Here is a 17187-nt window from a genome sequence, read left to right as displayed (position 1 = left end):
TTTTCTACGGATACCCCCATAGATGGGAGTATCCGCGTATTTATTGCACCGTTATTGCACGGCAAATTGCACTACAGAGCCTTTTCAGGTTCAACGGTTTTTTGGCTGCGATTCACAGCCACCGTGACTAACCAATAGATCAGGCTGGCGGCAAGCAATGAGTTGATAGTCGGAATTCCCCATTCAGTCACCAATCCAACAATACTGCCAACAATGCTGGCGATAATGGCTATCCAGCCAATAGCAGGCGTTTGAACGTCATCTGGCAGCTTTCCTTCTGACCTGCTCAGATCCAAAATTTTACGGTGAGAGCGCACCACAAAATAGTCGACCAGCATGATGCCGATGATCGGTGGGAATACCACGCCGAGTACGGTTAAAAAATCAACAAATCGATCCAATATACCTAGCACGGAAAGCGTGGTTCCTAGGATGCCAATCACTAACGTCGTTGAGATGTATTTGAGCTTTTTACCTGTTAACCCTTCGACAGCGTTCACAATGCCTAGCGACGAAGAATAAAGGTTAAGATCGTTCACCCTCAGCGTTGAGAACACCACGACTAGCAGGCCAGCACCACCCGCAGCCTGAGCCATTATAGTCACAACATCAGCTGTTCCCAGCGTCTTGGCGATCAAGATGGCCAACCCGTTGATGATAAACTCACCAGCAACAATGGTTAAAATCGTTACACCTAATACATGTTTACGATTTTTAGAGTAACGCGTTAGATCGGGAGTCATCAGGCTCGCCACAATGGCACCGCCGACAACGATAGTGATGCCAGCGCTAATGGAGATGGGTTCACCGGGAGGCAATAGCTGCATGATTTCAGGTAGGTTGTGTCCAGATAAAACATTAAAGGAAATATACGCTACCAGTGAAATAAACATGGGTACTGCAACTCTTGCCGCAATGCGCAATGCCTTGAAACCAAATGCGACCAATATCGTCAAAAAGCTACCAGATAAAGCTGCCGCCCAGCCAAAGCCCAATTTATGGTTAAGGGCAAAATCCAGTGATTTAGCGAAAATAGCGTTTTGTATTCCAAACCAGCCAAGCAAACTGACGGCGACAACTACCCCGATCAGCACCGAGCCCAAGCGTCCAAAACCGCACCATCTTGCTAACAGACTGCCGGAGATCCCTTCGCGCATTCCTGCCAACCCAAGACCATAGGTCACAACCCCAAATATCACGCTGCCGATGAGGATGGCGGTAAACGCATCAGCTAGTGTCATGGAGTTGCCGAGTACCGCGCCAAGCATGAATTGATCCAGCGCGGTCAACATGCCCATATGAACGATAGCGACGCTTAAAAATGAAACCCTTTTATCCTGTGGCACTCTGCTCAGTGGATAATCTTCAATTTTGATCACGATAAGGTATGCCTTTTATGGTTTATACCCACCATACTTCAAGTTGCATATGGGGTACCTACAACTTAAATTATTTAGGGGTTAGATAAACTGAATTCCCTTTGCTACCAATCTGTCAGGAATATAGTTGTCCAATTGCTCAAATTGACAGAACTCCTCAAATTGCTGCTGTGTATGGACATCACATTTTTGATAAATCGTATAAATTCTATTTTCTATTGTTTTGGTGCTGATGTTATATATTTTTGCAATTTCTTTAACTGAAAGCCTTTGTAGCATCAGGAATATAACGTCGAGCTCCGCACGGGTAAAAGTCTCGCTATTAGTTTCAGTAGTTAGAATACTGGGTTTTTGATGATTGATATATTTAAGCGGCGATAGGCTATTAAGAGGTTTGGCGTTCCACATCACACCAATTAACTCTTTTTTATCATTATAAATAGGCAGCTTCTCGCTAATAAATGGCATGAGGAAATCTTTCCCATACCAATAATGCGTTTCTATTACGGTAACGCGATCCTGAGATTCCTCAGTTCTTTTATCATGCTCGATAAATTCAGGTGAGAATTCAGCCCAATGAGCTGGAAACTCGTTGTCCAGCTTACCCTCAATATCAAAGTCTAATGGCGTACTGGTATAGAGATAAGCCGCTTTGTTCATATAGATGTGGCGGGATTGGCGGTCTTTAATGCCCCATGGTTCACTCAGGTGCTCCATCATGGCAATTAGGCCCTTGAAATAAATTTCATTATTTTTTTCGGGCAAATCCATTTCAACCTCGCCGTTCAACGAAGGGTTAGATTTCTTTAGCTAGGTAGTGTCGTGTGAATTTTTTGGCATAACCGTCTAAATTGCCATAAACACGATAGCCTAATTTTTCATAAAATCCTCTGGCCTGAAAATCGAAAGTATCGACATAAGCCATATGGCACCCGCGTTTCAACGCTTCTTCTTCTGCTCTCACCATTAACTGACGGCCATATCCGCATTTGCGATATGTGTCGCTAACCCAAAGATATTGAACTTCAAGTCCTCCCCACCACGTTCTTGCTACCAGCCCACCAACGATTTCGCCATTGTCGTCAGTAACGGTCAAAAATAATGGGTGGATATCGACGGCTTCGGTTTTGCTGTTATGAGCCCAAAGACTGTCAATCACATACTCTTCATCCTGTGGGTTTGGTGCATCCGTAACATTGATGTTCATTATGAAATATACCCTTGCATGTGAATAATTAAATACGAAACTAATTAATTAAATTAAACCACGTTTAATATCACTTTCCTTAACGTGTTACAAGAGTGGTTTTCACCCGTTCCTGCAAGGGGCCAAAGTGTCTATATTGACTGTGACGGAGTTAAAAGAAACCGGATTAACTGACAAAAGTTATCTTCTAGGGCGGCTCTGTCTGGAAATGCCGATTTCGCCTCACCAGGGCACCACTGAAAAAAGAACAACAATAGTGTATGACTCCACCCGTAGAGCAAATGAAAATTGCCAACGTGGAGCAGCCTATTTAGGCCTTAATTTATAAGGTTTGTTACTTATTTGTTGTTTTTGTAGACAGTAACACCGAACTAAGAAGGTTATCTTAAACTGCCGGCTTACGGACCAAGATAGCCTCTAACCATATCTCTAATGATGCTGGCTTTTCAGCAACCAATCTCTCTTTCTGTTTTTTATTCAGCTGTTTAATGCGGTATTCCATCTTCAATGCTTGCCCCCGTTCCCCTATCTGCCATGAAAAGGCCAGTTGGAGCGGCCCTTTGCCGCGCAGCGCTTTCGCACCGGTACCCGCCTGATGTTGCTTGACTCGGCGCGTCACATCAGTGGTAATACCGGTATAAAGCGCACCTGATGCGGTACGGACAAGGTAAAGGTGCCAAAGGGAGAGTGTGCTCATAGTGCTCTTGTTAGGTAAAAGATGTGCTCGTATTAGATAATGCCTAGCGGTTGAGTACAAAACAAATCGTGTCTATCCGAAATTTTAGCAGCGTGTTCTAACAGAACGAAATATACCCTATTTTGTATAAGAACTGTGTCTTATTAAAGTTTCGGTTGCATGATAGATATTATAAAAAGGAATTTTGATAAAGTGATAATATCCAAAAAAATTATATCGTATGTCCTCTGTTATTTTTCTCTGGGGCCTCTTATCGGTTTTTCTATTGGCTTTCCGGTTTTTTTGTTATGGAATAGTTATCCACATTATCATATTTCTTTCTCAAGCCTATCACCGAGATATATTATCTTTGGTTTTATCATTGTTTTTATATATACAGCACTCCCAGCCTTGCTGACCGGTTTTTTTGCGGCTATTTCTAAAAAATCCTCTTTGGTTATTGGATGTGTAGGCGGAGGGCTGTCTTTGTTACAAGGCGCGATACTCTGTCAGGAGAAAGGGTCTGCCTTAATATTTATACTCACGATGCTATCCATCTGTGGTTTTATTGCGAGTTTTTCCGTCTACTGGATAATGAAGTTTTCCACCCGTTTCTTTTCCCGTTCATCTGAAGCTGCATAGTCAGATAAAAGTTCTCAAATATAATTGCTGATTCGAACAGCACTGTGTTGGCACTTTCGAGTTAATCCCATGGACGGAAATAGCGACGAATGTGGCCAACACAGATGCAACTTCAAGCGTGAAGAGTGGCGTATAATTTGTTATTCAGCGGTAATTTCAACGACTAACACCGTATCGGGGCCATCCAGAAAATACTCATCCGCCTTTGGCTCACGTAGCCGCATTATTGTGCCCTCCGCTGACTCCATCGTATGCCCTGCGACCATTTCTGCACCGCTTTCGAGTAGATAATTCAGGACGTTATTAAAAATATCACTGTATTTTTGGCCTTCGTCATGACCGTGAGCTAATACGGCAAAATTGGGCAGGGAAAATGTCTCTGCACCATAGGTTCGCATCCAAACTCCGTTAACGCCATCGACCTCATATTTCACAAAGCCACAGAACAGCATGGTTAACGGTAGACCATGACGCAGCATATCCATCGAGCCGGCCGAGACTATTTCACTGACAACCGAGATAGGTAAAGAGGTGTGCGCGTGCTCATTGAGTACTGCCAACGCGTTAAACTGTGCCAGTGCAGCCGCTACCATGGTCAATGCAATATACTGCTCTTGAACATTATCATCATAGCCGGCATACCAAAGTAATAGATGGCTATCGTGATGACGGATCTGCTCTTTCTGTTCTGCTGGATAGTGTGATGGCGCGACACATACCTCCAGATGTTCTTCGGGAAAAGGGACTTCAAACCCTACCATCTGGATAACATGTTTTCCCCATCCGGCTAATCCAAAGAAAGTCTCTATCTGAGGATCTCGTTGGCAGGATGCCTGTTTCATCGATGGATCGAGCTTTCTTAGTACCTGCTCCAACTGGGCTTCATCGATGGAAATATTTCCTTTGAATACAATCTGTAGGCTGATGAGGTTTGAGGTCTTATTAGAATTTGCGATTAGCGTTGTCGCTGTCGTATCTTCTTTCTTATCATTACGGCCAAAAAAACGAGATAAAAAGCTCATAAAAACTCCTTGTTTAAAGATTAAATCCTTTTACTACGTAGCTTGAAGCCTAATGATTATAATGCTTTTTATTATCTTGCGTATGAAAGAGTGAAGGTATACATGAGTCAATTAATGACAACTGATAAAGAGCATATTTGCCGCTTTTTGAATGCTCAGCATGTGCTTACGCTAGCGACCTGTTGGGAAGGCGAGATGTGGTGCGCTAACTGCTTTTATGCGTTTGATGAGGCGCGGATGGCACTCTATTTTATGACCGAAACCCGCACGCGCCACGGCGGAATGCTGCTCAATAATCCTAAGGTTGCTGGCACCATCGCGCACCAAACTAAAACCATTGCACTGATTCGTGGCCTACAGTTCTCTGGCGAGGCGGTTCAATTGCAAGGGGAAGATGAACAGCGAGCGCGTAGTTTCTATTATCAACAGTTTCCGGCGGCGAGGCTCATGTCTGCACCGGTGTGGCAGCTTTCGCTTCATCAGATCAAAATGACGGATAACAAACTGGGGTTTGCTAAGAAAATTCGCTGGGAGAAGGATCCAGAATAAGAATAATCTAACTTCATCGGTTTAGATGTCACAATACTTAGAGATATATCACTGAAACTTAATGTCTGAAGTTCATACCCTCTGCTTTTCTAGCGTTATACTCAAGAGAGGGAGGATAACGGATGAAAACTTTATTGTTAGGCGCGACCGGTTTGGTCGGAAGTGAACTACTCAAACTTCTAGAACAAGATCCGGGCATCAGCAAGATATATGCCCCAACGCGTAAGCCATTGCCACCATCAGAAAAGCTGGTGAACCCAGTTGCAGACGATCTCTGTGCCACGATGGCAACATGGACGACCCCGATCGATATCGCGTTTTGCTGTTTAGGCACCACGCGCAAAGATGCTGGCAGTGATGCTGCGTTTCGCTACGTTGATTATACGCTGGTCGTTGAATGTGGCTCGGTGGCGTTGAAAAATGGTTGCCAGCACTATGTGGTGGTGAGCGCGTTAGGTGCGAATCCACAGTCATCATTCCTTTATAGCCGCACTAAAGGGGAAATGGAAAAGGCGCTGGAGCTACAGGCGTGGCAATTCTTAACGATTTTGCGTCCTTCAATGCTACAGGGCGGACGCTCTAAACCACGACTGTTAGAACAGATTTCGGAGCCCATCTTTAAGCTGCTACCTGAAAAGTGGAAGGCGGTTGAAGCGTCGGCCGTTGCTATGGCGATGTTGAAATCAGCGCGTAATCCACCGCCGTATCGTTTGCAGATTATTGAATCCGAGCAGATTCAAAAATACGCGTAGTCATACCCGTCAGCTTTTGCGGTCAGCGTTAACCCATCTCTGGCCGCTTCAATCCCCTCGGGTAGTGCATTTTCCATCATCCATAAATCGAACTGATGGCTAATATGTGTCAGCCATATTTTCTGGCAGCCAATCTCTTTCTGTAATTCAACCACTGTATTGAGGTCGTTATGATTTTTCGGAGTGAAAGCCCGCGGCTCATGGCTACAATCGATAATGATGATTTCCGGTGGCTGGTGGCGTAAGAAGTTTAATGTGGACTCGGGCAATCCGGCAGTATCTGTCAGATAGGCAATGCGGCGATCGGGCGTTGCCAGAAGATAGCCAAATGTCAGCTTGGAGTGATTGAGCGGCAGCGGCGTCACCTGCAACTCCTGTAAATAAAACGGCTCAAATGCGTTTAACCGATGGTTAAAATCAAGCATCCCCGGATGTTTGAATAAATCGTCACAGCCCAGTTCATCAGGGGGACCATAAACTGGAATGGCTGCACCAACTCCCCAACGTAACGGAAATAATCCTTGGACGTGATCCATATGATAATGCGTCAGCAGAAATTGGCTAATTTGTGTAGGCGTGAAGCGTTCAGTGAGATCGTGTAAACCGGCATCAAGCAGCGTGAGCGCGCCGTTATATTCCAGCATCGCGCTACAGGGTTTTCGTCGATAAAGCGGTTGCTGCTTGGCTCGCAGGCAGACTGCACATTCGCAGCCAAAGGCTGGAACCTGTTGTGCACCGCCGGTGCCTAAAAACGTCAGCTTGAGAGTGCTCATTGCTACAGCTCCGACAACGGCTTAACGAAACGGAAGTGGGTATGTAGATAGCCCTCACGCAGATAAAAACGGTGGGCGTCGTGGCGTGTCGCGCGGGTAGACAGCTCGATCTGCTCTGCACCTAATTCATAGGCGATATTTTCCGCCCAGCGTAATAGTGCTTTTCCTACGCCAGCGCCGCGAGCCTGCGGTGAGATAACTAGTTCCTGAATTTCAGCAATCCAGTTCACATGGTGCAAATGGTATTGCAGATGGATACCGATAAAACCCAGTATCTCATGATCTTGCGTGGCTAAGGTGTAGTGCACATGTGGATTAGCCAAATTCATCGCATAGCCTTTGGCGAAGGCGACAGAATCAAATTCACACTGTTCCAGTTCGCAAATTAACTGGTAAACGGCGGTTTCATCCAACGCGGTGGCGGAGCGTAAAATAATGTCAGACATGAAAGTGCCTCTAATTTATGCTGAAACAGATACGGGAGTCGTTTCAGCCATCAAGCGTAAAAAAGCCTGAACCGTATGGGACAAGCCATCATTATTGTTCAAATAGTAGCAACCCGCGTTTTCGGCTAGCTGATAATCTCTCGCTCGCTGTAAACGTTGCTCAATTTGCTGAGGGGTTTCGCGTCCTCGAGCCTGTAGCCGTTGACGGAGTATGTTAGGAGAAACTTGTAAGCAAACCGCCAGCATAGCGTTACCGTAGCGTTCACGTGCGACAGGAAGATGGGCACGTGAGCCGTTCACCACCACGTTAATCCCCTGAGCCAACCACTGATCGATCTCGATTCCCAGCGCATAGTAGTGCTGGTTAGCCTGCCAGTTTAGCGCGAAAAGCCCTTGGCTCCGGCGTTGCATAAATTCGGTTTCACTCAGCTCAATATGGTTTTCAGAGCCTGCATTGCAGGCTCGAGTGATATAGCGATGCGCAACCAGCAGTGGGATCGTTTGCTGCTCGCGTAGCGCCTGCAGCAAACTGTCTTTACCCGATCCCGATGCGCCAACCAGATAAATTAATTTTCCCATCAGAATACCCGTATGCCTTCGCGCCAGACATGATTGACATGCACGTGCTCGCCATGACGCTGTGCTAACACCAGATCGGCTCTTTTGCCCTCAGCCAGTACACCACGGTCGGATAACCCGAGAGCTTTGGCTGGGTTACGCGTCACTAAGGATATGGCTTGCGGCAGCGTAAACGCATTGCTGTCGCATGCTGCTACGCTGAATGCGGCATCAAGCAGGCTTGCGGGGTAGTAGTCAGAAGAGAGGATATCCAGCACGCCCAATGAAGCGAGTTCGTGAGCGGCGACATTCCCAGAATGCGAGCCACCGCGCACGATATTGGGGGCTCCCATCATGACCTGTAAACCGCGCTGGTGTGATGCATGCGCGGCTTCGGCGGTAGTCGGGAATTCGGCTATCACGCTACCCAGCTTATGTGATTCGTCTGCGTGCGCCTCGGTGGCATCATCATGGCTGGCAAGCGCGATACCTCGTGAGCGACAAAGCTCAGCAATGGCATGTCGATTAGGCTGTGACCAACGCTCGGCGTTTTCCAACTGCTCGCGTTCATAGGTATCCATCTGCTCATCGCTGAGATGATATTTGCCTTGGAAATATTCGCGGTATTTTTGCGGATTGACGAACTGACGCTGGCCGGGGGAGTGATCCATCAGCGAAACCAGAGAGACGCCACGTTTCTCAATCAACTGTTGAAGCAGCGGCAACGTACTGTGATGCGGAAGTTCACAACGCAGGTGCAGACGATGCTCAGCACGATTCACTCCGCGTTGCTGGCTATCGATCACTGCGTTGATCATCTTTTCCAGATTGTCTAAACGGTCGCCGCCGTCGCGAACATCACCGAGTGCCACCGCATCGAGTACGGTGGTAATGCCGCTGGAAACCATTAATGCATCGTGGCTGCTCATGGCTGAATGTGCTGGCCAACTGACTTTGGGACGCGGAGTAAAAAACTTATCGAGATTATCGGTGTGCAATTCAATTAGCCCAGGCAGGAGCCAGCCACCGTTGCCGTCTAGCGCTTCGGGTAAACGACTATCGCTGTCGGCAACGGTGCGGATCACGCCATCTTGAACCTCGATCGAGCCCGCGACCACTTCGTTTTCTAGCACCAGTTTGACGTTATTAATGATCATGGTTTTGCTCCGCTATTCAGTCATCACATGCAGACGATCCGCTACGTGATTGCGTACGGCTTCATCGTGAAAAATACCCACGATGGCAGCCCCACGCGCTTTGGCTTCGTCAATCAGGCTTACAACAGCTGCGCTGTTGGTGGTGTCCAGCGATGCGGTGGGTTCATCGAGTAATAAAATGGGGTAATCGACGACGAATCCACGCGCGATATTTACCCGCTGTTGTTCGCCGCCGGAAAAGGTAGAAGGCGCTAAGTGCCACAGGCGCTCGGGGACGTTGAGGCTAGTTAACAAAGTGGCGGCTTTTTGCTCGCAGGCTTGGCGTTCAAAGCCAAGCTCCAGCATGGGCTGCATAACCACCTCTAAAGCGCTAATCCGCGGGATCACGCGTAGAAACTGGCTTACCCAGCCAATGGTTTTGCGGCGTACCGCAAGAATTTGCCGTGCCGGAGCCTGAACCATATCCAGCCATTCGCCTTGATGCTTCACCCAGATGCTGCCCTCGTCGGGGAGATAATTGGCGTAGAGTGAACGCAATAGCGTTGATTTTCCGCTGCCTGAGTGGCCATGCAACACCACACATTCGCCAGCGTGAACCTCTAATGATGCGCCCGCTAGCACTGGCAAATGGATGCTATTCTGATGATGCAAAACAAAGGTTTTACTCAGGTTTTCAACGCGTAAGCGTGTCGTTGTGGTCATAATTTTCGCTCAGTTTTGTAAGACAGAAGAAACCAGCAGTTGGGTATAGGGATGGTGCGGATCGTCAAGCACACGATCTGTCAGGCCACTTTCCACCACTTTTCCCTGCTTCATCACGAGCAGACGGTGTGCTAGCAGACGCGCAACGCCAAGATCGTGGGTGACGATTACCACCGCAAGTTGCAGATCCACCACCAGCGTACGCAGGAGATCCAACAAACGAGCTTGAACAGAAACGTCGAGCCCGCCGGTGGGCTCATCCATAAACACCACTCGCGGGTGCGTCACCAGATTGCGTGCAATTTGCAGACGCTGCTGCATACCGCCAGAAAAGGTGGTAGGCAGATCGTCGATGCGGCTTGCGGGGATCTCTACGTCTTCTAGCCAGCGCATCGCTTCCGCACGGATATTGCCGTAGTGCCGTTGCCCCACAGCCATCAGGCGTTCGCCGATATTGCCACCGGCTGATACGTGGGGGCGTAAACCATCGAGAGGATGTTGATGTACCACGCCCCATTCGGTACGTAACAGACGCCGGCGATCGCTTTCACTCATGGCATATAAATCGCGTACGCCTTGAGTACTTAGGTAACGAATGCTGCCTTGTTGTGGCGTGAGTCGGGCTGAGATCGCTTTAAGCAGCGTTGTTTTACCTGAGCCTGATTCACCGACGATCCCCAGCACTTCTCCTGGATAGAGATCGAAGGTGACATCGCTAAAACCTTTACCCGGCGCATAGAGATGAGTCAGGTTATTCACAGAAAGCAGCGGCAGGTCACTCTCTGGCGCGGAGAAAATCGAATCTGTGTTATTCATTGCGCATTGGCCTCACTGTGCTGGCGGCAGAAATCGGTATCCGAGCAAACGAACATGCGCGATCCTTGATCGTCGAGGACGACTTCATCCAGATAGCTCTGCTTCGATCCGCAGATTGCACAGGGTTGATCCCACTGCTGGACGCTAAAGGGATGATCGTCAAAGTCGAGACTTTCCACTTTGGTGAACGGCGGAACCGCATAGATCCTCTTTTCACGACCGGCACCAAATAGCTGTAGCGCTGGCATCATGTTCATCTTTGGATTATCAAATTTAGGGATCGGCGATGGAGCCATCACATAGCGGTTGTTCACTTTGACCGGATAGTCATAGGTAGTGGCGATATGTCCAAAGCGCGCAATATCCTCATACAGTTTCACCTGCATCACGCCGTATTCTTCCAGAGCATGCATTTTGCGGGTTTCAGTTTCGCGAGGTTCGATAAAACGCAGCGGTTCAGGCATTGGCACTTGGTAAATGATGATTTGATCTTCACGCAGCGGCGTTTCAGGAATGCGATGGCGAGTTTGGATCAGCGTGGCGTCGGCGGTGGTTTCGGTCGTCTTCACGCCGGTGACGCGCTGGAAGAAGCGACGAATAGAAACCGCGTTGGTGGTGTCATCTGCACCTTGATCGATCACTTTAAGCGTATCTGACTCACCAATGACGCTGGCAGTTAGCTGGATCCCGCCGGTTCCCCAGCCGTAGGGCATTGGCATTTCTCGACCGCCAAAAGGAACCTGATAGCCGGGGATCGCCACCGCTTTAAGAATAGCGCGGCGGATCATGCGCTTGGTTTGTTCATCCAGATAACCAAAGTTATAGCCGGTTAGCACGTTAGTCATGTGCGTTCTCCTGACGGTCATTGAATTCCTGCTGCAAGCGATTAAGCAGTTCCAGTTCAGCTTGGAAATCAACGTAGTGAGGGAGTTTGAGATGTGAAACAAAGCCTGCGGCTTCCACGTTGTCGGCGTGAGCTAAAACAAACTCTTCATCCTGAGCAGGGCCTTTGACCTGTTCTTGGTAGTCAGGAGCTTGAAGGGCGCGATCGACTAGCGCCATCGCCATTGCTTTACGTTCGCTCATGCCAAATACCAGACCATAGCCGCGCGTGAAGTGTGGGGGAGTATCCTGTTCCGCAACAAAGCCGTTAACCATTTCACATTCGGTAAGCAACAGCTCACCTACGTCAACGGAAAATCCGAGTTCTTCTGGCGTAATGCTGAGCTTCACGAAGCCGCTACGAATCTCGCCGGCAAACGGGTGATTGCGCCCGTAACCGCGCTGGGTGGAATAGCCTAGCGCCAGTAGATACCCCTCATCGCCGCGCGCCAATTGCTGCAAGCGTGAGGCGCGTGAGCAGGGATAAACCGGCGGATTTCGGGTGATATCATCGGGTTCGCGGCCGTCATCGTGTTCTTCACAGGCCAGATTTTGCTGCGCCAACATGCTGAAAACGTGTGGGCAGGGAGTGTCTTCCGCTTCGGAAGCTTGTTCTACGTTAGGCATTTCGCCGTTTGCCAGCAGCGTAAAATCCAGCAGGCGATGGGTATAGTCATAGGTCGGGCCCAATACTTGTCCACCGGGTAAATCTTTGTACACCGCAGAAATTCTTCGTTCTAGCCGCATCTCACCGGTGTTCAGCGCGTTGCTGACCGCCAAACGAGGCAGCGTGGTGCGATAGGCTCGTAGTAAAAAGATCGCTTCAACCAGATCGCCGCTGGCCTGTTTGATCGCCAACGCTGCTAGCTGTCTGTCGTAGATCCCGCCTTCGGTCATCACGCGATCGACCGCCAGAGCTAACTGCTGCTCGATTTGATCGACGGTGAGTCCGTCAAACTGCGTTGATCCGCGACGCTTCTGTTCTTGCAAGCGGTGGGCAGCTGCAATGGCTTTTTCTCCCCCTTTAACGGCTACGTACATCGAACACCTCCACATGAGTCGTGCGTGGTATGGCAAGCAGACGTTCTCCACAGGTAAAGATAAAATCGCAGCCTAGTGGGAAAGCGTGTAAACGTTCGGTCAATGCGTTGAGTACAACGTCTGAAATCTGCGGTGCGATCATGCGCTCTTCAAGAATTCCGGGGCCGGTCAGGCGTAGCATGTGGCCGCCACTAAGGCTTTTCACCTCAACAATCACCGTGGCGCTGGCTTCCGGTGAGACATCTTCTCCCTGTGCGAAATCATTGAGTTGCTCAGTGCGTACCTGATCATTCACAACGGTAAAGGTGGCCTGTGATGGTTCGGTGGCGAGCACTGCTCCGGTATGAAAACGCAGATTCTGGCAGGCAGTTTCCGAGCATAGTTCAGACGCTAACCATACCGGCGTATCTTGGTCGCTTAGGGTGAGCAATACGCTGGTGGTTGCACTGTTCAACGGCTGCCAGCCCTCTGGCGTGTTATTCAAACTCACTATGACTCCGGGCTCGCTCATGGCTTTGAGCAGGCGGCGAAAATGGTGTTGTGCATCCTGCACTGGCAAGGTAAAAGCGGTCATCAACGTCATTAGTTATCTCCGCGAACCAGAGTGAAGAAATCCACTCGGCTGGCTGCAATTTCTTGAGCGCGCTGCAGGTGTCGTTCTTGTTGCAGCGCGGTGAGGGGATTAATCAGATTTTCCAACAGATGTGGTGCGTGCTCCCGCTTTTGCAGCAGGGCGTCAATCAGCGCGCAGCGTTCGGCGTGTAACTTATCGCGCCCCAGCAGGTAGCTATAACCGTAGGTACCACACTCCAACTGGATAACTGCACGGGTCAGCGTGGCATCACCAAGGAAAAATCGCTGGCCGCGGGCTCCCGCACGAGCCTGAATCTGGACCAACCCGGTTTCTGCTGAGCGGATGTTTTTCCATTCCACGTGGGGAAAGTGCATGGCATCCCACAATGGATTTAGGTCGTCCGGTTGGCTGTGCGCTAGAGTCGCCATCCAGCGCTGGCGTTCAGCAAGGGAGAAATGTGCATGAGTGTGTGAGGCGTCCATCTAGTGCTCCATGGTCAGTTCAATCATGTCGGCGCGCGTCAGGCTGACGGAGTATTCCGCTGGCTGAGACTGGCCTTCACGGTGATTCAAAGTACGTACACACATCAGCGGTGCATGGGTGGCAATTTCTAATAACCGGCTCTCTTTGGCCTGAGCACGGCGAGCGCTGATGCGGGTTTGTGTACGGCTAAGTTCACAGCCGAGATGCTGTTGAATGTAGTCGTGCAACGATCCGCTGGTGAATTGTTGCAGCGCGCCCCACCAAGTGAGGTCTGGCAGGAAGTGGTCGATAACGCATACCGGCACGCCGTTGACACGGCGCAGGGTGCGTAGATGGATCACCTGCTGCCCCTCTTCCATACCTAATGCATCGGCGATGTGGTTAACTGTTGGGCGCAATACGGAAATCAAACGCTCGCTGGTGGGATGGCTTCCTTGCTCCAGCAAGTTTTGGCTAAAGCGCGCCTGTGAATGCAACGGGTAGTCAAAAGGACGCATCAGAACTAAAACACCGACTCCCTGACGGCGTTGTACCCAGCCACGTACGACTAATTCGTCGATAGCGCGGCGGAGGGTGTGGCGGTTAACGTCATAATGTTCGGCCAATTGATGTTCGGCTGGGAGATAGTCACCACACTGATAGTTCTGATGTAGTTCAAGCTCCAGCAGGGCGGCAATTTCCTGATAACGCGTTGGATAACTGGTCGGATGTCTAGATAAGTGCATACAAACAAAGCCTCTTAATCAGATGAAGTGCTTGCGTAGACGTTGAGACATGAAATCCAGCAGGCTGACGGTGACGATGATGAACACCATCAGCGCGCAGGTTTGCTGAAATTGAAATCCGCGGATCGCTTCCCACAGCGTGACGCCGATGCCGCCGGCACCCACCATTCCCACCACGGTGGCGGAGCGAACGTTAGATTCAAATCGGTAGAGTGAATAAGAGATCCACAGCGGCATGACCTGTGGCAGTACACCGTAGATAATTTCTTCTAGCTTGTTGGCACCGGTGGCTTTTACACCTTCGATTGGGCCCGGTTCGATGGCCTCTACCGCTTCGGAAAACAGCTTTGCCAAGACGCCGGTGGTATGGATAAACAGTGCCAGTACGCCGGCGAATGGGCCAAGACCTACCGCAACCACAAACAGCATGGCGAACACCATTTCGTTAATCGCACGGCAGGCATCCATCAGACGACGGGTCGGCTGGTAGATCCACCACGGCACAAGGTTTTCAGCACTCATCAGGCCGAGTGGAATTGAAAGCACAATAGACAGGGCTGTGCCCCAGACGGCGATTTGCAGCGTAACCAGCATTTCACCAAGATATTGCTGCCACTGGCTAAAATCGGGAGGGAAGAAATCAGCGGCAAAGGTGGCCATGTTTCCTGCATCACGAAATAGGGTCAGTGGAGCCATTTCTGCACCGTGCCAAGACCAAGTCAGTACCGCAATTAGAATTGCCCAAGTGAACAGGCTAAACCAACTTCGTTTTTGCTCCGGCACTGCTGGCGCGGTGGATTGAGTGGTTTGCATTTGTTTCTCCAATTCGGTGATGTGTGAGCTTTCATCCGTCTTGCAGCCTCTATCTTGAGGCTGCTATGAGGATTTACGCCTCATCACTGAGTCGCTGTTTTCAAGCTATTCATCGCGTTAAGGGCAGAACTTAGGCGATCGAGATCGTCCATTTGAGCCTGTAGCGCTGCGGTTTTCGTCGCTTTGTCCGCAGGACTTAACCCTTCGTTGGCTTTGATCGTCTGGCTCTGTTTAAACAGTGAAAGCTGGCGGATAGGGACGAGCTGTAGGTCGCTGGACGGACGGAACGGTGCCCAGCTCAGGCCCTTTAATACCTGCTGTTCTTCGGGAGTTTTGCCGTAGTTCATAAAGAAGCCATAGATCTTTTGTTTAGTCTCTTCAGGGAGATTTTTGCGCCACACGATCGGGTCGCCCGGAATCAGAGGGGATTTCCAGATCACCTTCAAATCTTTGAATTTTTCAGGTGCGGTGATCTTCAGACGATCGAGGTTTTCAGTGTTATTGGTTGCGACGTCGACCTGCTTATTGGCGACGGCTAAGGCGTTGGTTTCATGATTGGCGTTGACGGTACGTTTGAAGTCGCTGGCGGCAGTGTTGTTCTTGGCAAAAACGTAGTAACCGGGGACCAAATAACCAGAAGTGGAATTAGGATCGCCGTTGCCGAAGGTCAGATCTTTCTTCTTGGCGAGCATTTCTTGAACGTTGTTGATCGGGCTATCTTTGTTAACGATTAATACGCTCCAGTAGCCCGGAGAACCGTCTGCTGCCACGGTTTGGGCAAAGACCTGACCGTTGGCGCGATCCACCGCTTCCATTGCCGATAGGTTGCCATACCAAGCAATATCAACTTTGTTGAAACGCATTCCTTGGATAATGCCCGCGTAGTCCGGTGCGAAGAAAGCATTCACCTTCACGCCCAGTGTTTTCTCCATATCTTTCAGGAATGGATCCCACTGTGGTTTTAAGTTTTGTTGTGATTCCGTAGAGATGATGCCGAAGTTTAATGCTGGAGCCTGATCGTCTGCGTGTGCGGTGCCGAACAGGGTACAGACGCTGAAGGCCAATGCGGCTACGGTTTTGCAAGCTACCTTGTAAGTCATGACAACTCCATATGAAGTTTGGTAAAGGTTGTGATTTAGGCCGCAACGGCTTCGGCTTCTGGATTCGGTACGTCAACGCGGTTAACGCCACGGTAGAGATGTTCGATTTGTTCACGCTGTAGGTGGGCGCTTGCTCCGTCGTAGAACACATGACCCTGACGTAACGCAATCACGCGTTCGCAATAGCGCAGTGCGTAATCAACCTGATGTAGAGTCACCACCACGGTGATGCCATCTTTTTGATTAATATCCAGTAGGGTTTCCATCACGATGCGGGCTGATTCGGGATCGAGCGAGGCAATGGGTTCGTCGGCAAGAATGACTTTGGCTTTTTGCATCAAGGCTCGGGCGATCGCCACGCGTTGCTGCTGTCCGCCTGAGAGTGTGGACACGCGCTGTTGGGCAAATGACACCATGCCTACGCGGGTAAGTGCCTGCATCGCCTGCTGTTTTTGTTCTTGGGTAAACCAGCCGCAGCAGGTACGCCAAAACGGCGTAGCGCCTAATGCACCGATCAACACGTTTTCCATAACGGTAAGACGGTTAACCAAATTGAACTGCTGGAAGATATAGCCGATATGGCTACGGCTGCTGCGGATGTCTGAGGCTAGACGTCCCTGTTTTTGAATGGTTCTTCCGAGTAATTCGATGTGAGAGTCGTCGCGACGGTCTCCGGTGATAAGGCCACTCAAATGGCGCAATAAGGTTGATTTTCCTGAGCCAGAGGGGCCAAGCAAAGCGACCATCTGGCCTTGCTGAATTTCTAAACCAACGCTGTGAAGCGCCTTCTGACCTGCAAACGTCTTGCTTAGATTCGTGACGCGGATGATCGGTGACATGGCGTAACCCCCATTTGTGGGTTGGTCGAAATTAAGTTGCGCTCATGGTGC

22 protein-coding genes are annotated in these 17187 nt (G+C 49.7%); 3 read left to right on the top strand and 19 right to left on the bottom strand.

Features of this window, described 5'->3' with window-relative positions:
- Window positions 1–71: 71 nt before the first annotated feature.
- From HMPREF3091_RS06650 to HMPREF3091_RS06635, 4 genes are all read right to left on the bottom strand, one after another.
- Window positions 72–1379 (bottom strand): cytosine permease, encoded by a 1308-nt coding sequence (locus HMPREF3091_RS06650; protein ID WP_070714927.1) that lies wholly within the window; start codon window positions 1377–1379, stop codon window positions 72–74.
- 81 nt (window positions 1380–1460) lie between these two features.
- Window positions 1461–2150: a helix-turn-helix transcriptional regulator gene (locus tag HMPREF3091_RS06645; protein ID WP_070714926.1), complete on the bottom strand. Its 690-nt coding sequence runs from the start codon at window positions 2148–2150 to the stop codon at window positions 1461–1463.
- A 25-nt stretch (window positions 2151–2175) separates the two neighbouring features.
- On the bottom strand, window positions 2176–2586 hold the full coding sequence (locus HMPREF3091_RS06640; protein WP_004093746.1) for a GNAT family N-acetyltransferase: 411 nt from the start codon (window positions 2584–2586) through the stop codon (window positions 2176–2178).
- A gap of 385 nt (window positions 2587–2971) precedes the next feature.
- Complete coding sequence (locus HMPREF3091_RS06635; protein WP_070714924.1) at window positions 2972–3283, bottom strand: GIY-YIG nuclease family protein; 312 nt, start codon at window positions 3281–3283, stop codon at window positions 2972–2974.
- Window positions 3284–3442: 159 nt separating this feature from the next.
- Here HMPREF3091_RS06635 and HMPREF3091_RS22480 point away from each other — a divergent pair, with 159 nt between their 5' ends.
- Entirely contained in the window at window positions 3443–3904 is a 462-nt protein-coding gene (locus HMPREF3091_RS22480) for a hypothetical protein (protein WP_139146201.1), read from the top strand.
- A 140-nt stretch (window positions 3905–4044) separates the two neighbouring features.
- Here HMPREF3091_RS22480 and HMPREF3091_RS06630 read toward each other — a convergent pair whose 3' ends face one another.
- Window positions 4045–4926, bottom strand: a complete 882-nt coding sequence (locus HMPREF3091_RS06630) for a DUF4261 domain-containing protein (protein WP_070714921.1) — start codon at window positions 4924–4926, stop codon at window positions 4045–4047.
- Between the two features lie 114 nt (window positions 4927–5040).
- On the opposite strand from HMPREF3091_RS06630, the gene HMPREF3091_RS06625 reads away from it, so the two are divergent.
- Both HMPREF3091_RS06625 and HMPREF3091_RS06620 read left to right on the top strand, forming a co-directional pair.
- The gene (locus HMPREF3091_RS06625; protein ID WP_130958971.1) at window positions 5041–5475 is read left to right on the top strand and encodes a YhbP family protein; all 435 of its coding nucleotides are present in this window, start codon (window positions 5041–5043) and stop codon (window positions 5473–5475) included.
- Window positions 5476–5597: 122 nt separating this feature from the next.
- Window positions 5598–6227, top strand: coding sequence for an NAD(P)H-binding protein (locus HMPREF3091_RS06620; protein WP_004093761.1), 630 nt, complete (start codon window positions 5598–5600; stop codon window positions 6225–6227).
- On the opposite strand, the gene phnP is transcribed toward HMPREF3091_RS06620, so the two are convergent.
- The 14 genes from phnP to phnC all read right to left on the bottom strand — a co-directional run bounded on the left by phnP (window position 6212) and on the right by phnC (window position 17136).
- Window positions 6212–7000, bottom strand: a complete 789-nt coding sequence (phnP, locus tag HMPREF3091_RS06615) for a phosphonate metabolism protein PhnP (RefSeq protein WP_070714917.1) — start codon at window positions 6998–7000, stop codon at window positions 6212–6214. The two genes, HMPREF3091_RS06620 and phnP, sit on opposite strands and share 16 nt — an antisense overlap.
- Window positions 7001–7002: 2 nt before the next feature.
- The gene (phnO, locus tag HMPREF3091_RS06610; protein ID WP_070714915.1) at window positions 7003–7446 is read right to left on the bottom strand and encodes an aminoalkylphosphonate N-acetyltransferase; all 444 of its coding nucleotides are present in this window, start codon (window positions 7444–7446) and stop codon (window positions 7003–7005) included.
- Window positions 7447–7461: 15 nt separating this feature from the next.
- Window positions 7462–8025, bottom strand: a complete 564-nt coding sequence (gene phnN, locus HMPREF3091_RS06605) for a ribose 1,5-bisphosphokinase (RefSeq protein ID WP_070714913.1) — start codon at window positions 8023–8025, stop codon at window positions 7462–7464.
- A complete protein-coding gene (gene phnM, locus HMPREF3091_RS06600; protein WP_070714911.1) occupies window positions 8025–9161 on the bottom strand; it encodes an alpha-D-ribose 1-methylphosphonate 5-triphosphate diphosphatase in 1137 nt (378 codons plus the stop codon). The genes phnN and phnM overlap by 1 nt, the downstream gene beginning before the upstream one ends.
- Before the next feature lie 12 nt (window positions 9162–9173).
- Window positions 9174–9863 carry a phosphonate C-P lyase system protein PhnL gene (gene phnL, locus HMPREF3091_RS06595; protein ID WP_070714910.1) on the bottom strand — a complete coding sequence of 230 codons (690 nt, stop codon included), beginning with the start codon at window positions 9861–9863 and terminating at the stop codon, window positions 9174–9176.
- Window positions 9864–9872: 9 nt separating this feature from the next.
- Entirely contained in the window at window positions 9873–10679 is an 807-nt protein-coding gene (gene phnK / locus HMPREF3091_RS06590; protein WP_004093772.1) for a phosphonate C-P lyase system protein PhnK, read from the bottom strand.
- Window positions 10676–11524, bottom strand: a complete 849-nt coding sequence (locus tag HMPREF3091_RS06585) for an alpha-D-ribose 1-methylphosphonate 5-phosphate C-P-lyase PhnJ (RefSeq protein WP_004093775.1) — start codon at window positions 11522–11524, stop codon at window positions 10676–10678. The genes phnK and HMPREF3091_RS06585 overlap by 4 nt, the downstream gene beginning before the upstream one ends.
- Entirely contained in the window at window positions 11517–12602 is a 1086-nt protein-coding gene (locus HMPREF3091_RS06580; RefSeq protein WP_070714909.1) for a carbon-phosphorus lyase complex subunit, read from the bottom strand. Before HMPREF3091_RS06580 ends, HMPREF3091_RS06585 begins: the two co-directional genes overlap by 8 nt.
- Window positions 12586–13185, bottom strand: coding sequence for a phosphonate C-P lyase system protein PhnH (gene phnH, locus HMPREF3091_RS06575; RefSeq protein ID WP_070714907.1), 600 nt, complete (start codon window positions 13183–13185; stop codon window positions 12586–12588). Before phnH ends, HMPREF3091_RS06580 begins: the two co-directional genes overlap by 17 nt.
- Entirely contained in the window at window positions 13185–13658 is a 474-nt protein-coding gene (gene phnG, locus HMPREF3091_RS06570) for a phosphonate C-P lyase system protein PhnG (protein WP_070714905.1), read from the bottom strand. Before phnG ends, phnH begins: the two co-directional genes overlap by 1 nt.
- Window positions 13659–14384 (bottom strand): phosphonate metabolism transcriptional regulator PhnF, encoded by a 726-nt coding sequence (phnF, locus tag HMPREF3091_RS06565; protein WP_070714903.1) that lies wholly within the window; start codon window positions 14382–14384, stop codon window positions 13659–13661. It lies immediately after the preceding gene.
- A gap of 18 nt (window positions 14385–14402) precedes the next feature.
- The gene (gene phnE / locus HMPREF3091_RS06560) at window positions 14403–15197 is read right to left on the bottom strand and encodes a phosphonate ABC transporter, permease protein PhnE (protein WP_035503579.1); all 795 of its coding nucleotides are present in this window, start codon (window positions 15195–15197) and stop codon (window positions 14403–14405) included.
- Window positions 15198–15280: 83 nt separating this feature from the next.
- Window positions 15281–16297 (bottom strand): phosphonate ABC transporter substrate-binding protein, encoded by a 1017-nt coding sequence (gene phnD / locus HMPREF3091_RS06555; RefSeq protein WP_004093796.1) that lies wholly within the window; start codon window positions 16295–16297, stop codon window positions 15281–15283.
- Between the two features lie 35 nt (window positions 16298–16332).
- On the bottom strand, window positions 16333–17136 hold the full coding sequence (phnC, locus tag HMPREF3091_RS06550) for a phosphonate ABC transporter ATP-binding protein (RefSeq protein ID WP_070714901.1): 804 nt from the start codon (window positions 17134–17136) through the stop codon (window positions 16333–16335).
- Window positions 17137–17187 lie beyond the last annotated feature (51 nt).

The sequence above is a fragment of the Hafnia sp. HMSC23F03 genome, from assembly GCF_001816025.1.
Classification (GTDB): domain Bacteria; phylum Pseudomonadota; class Gammaproteobacteria; order Enterobacterales; family Enterobacteriaceae; genus Hafnia; species Hafnia paralvei.
The sequence above is the reverse complement of the archived record's forward strand: the minus strand, read 5'-3'. Positions and strand labels throughout refer to the sequence as shown.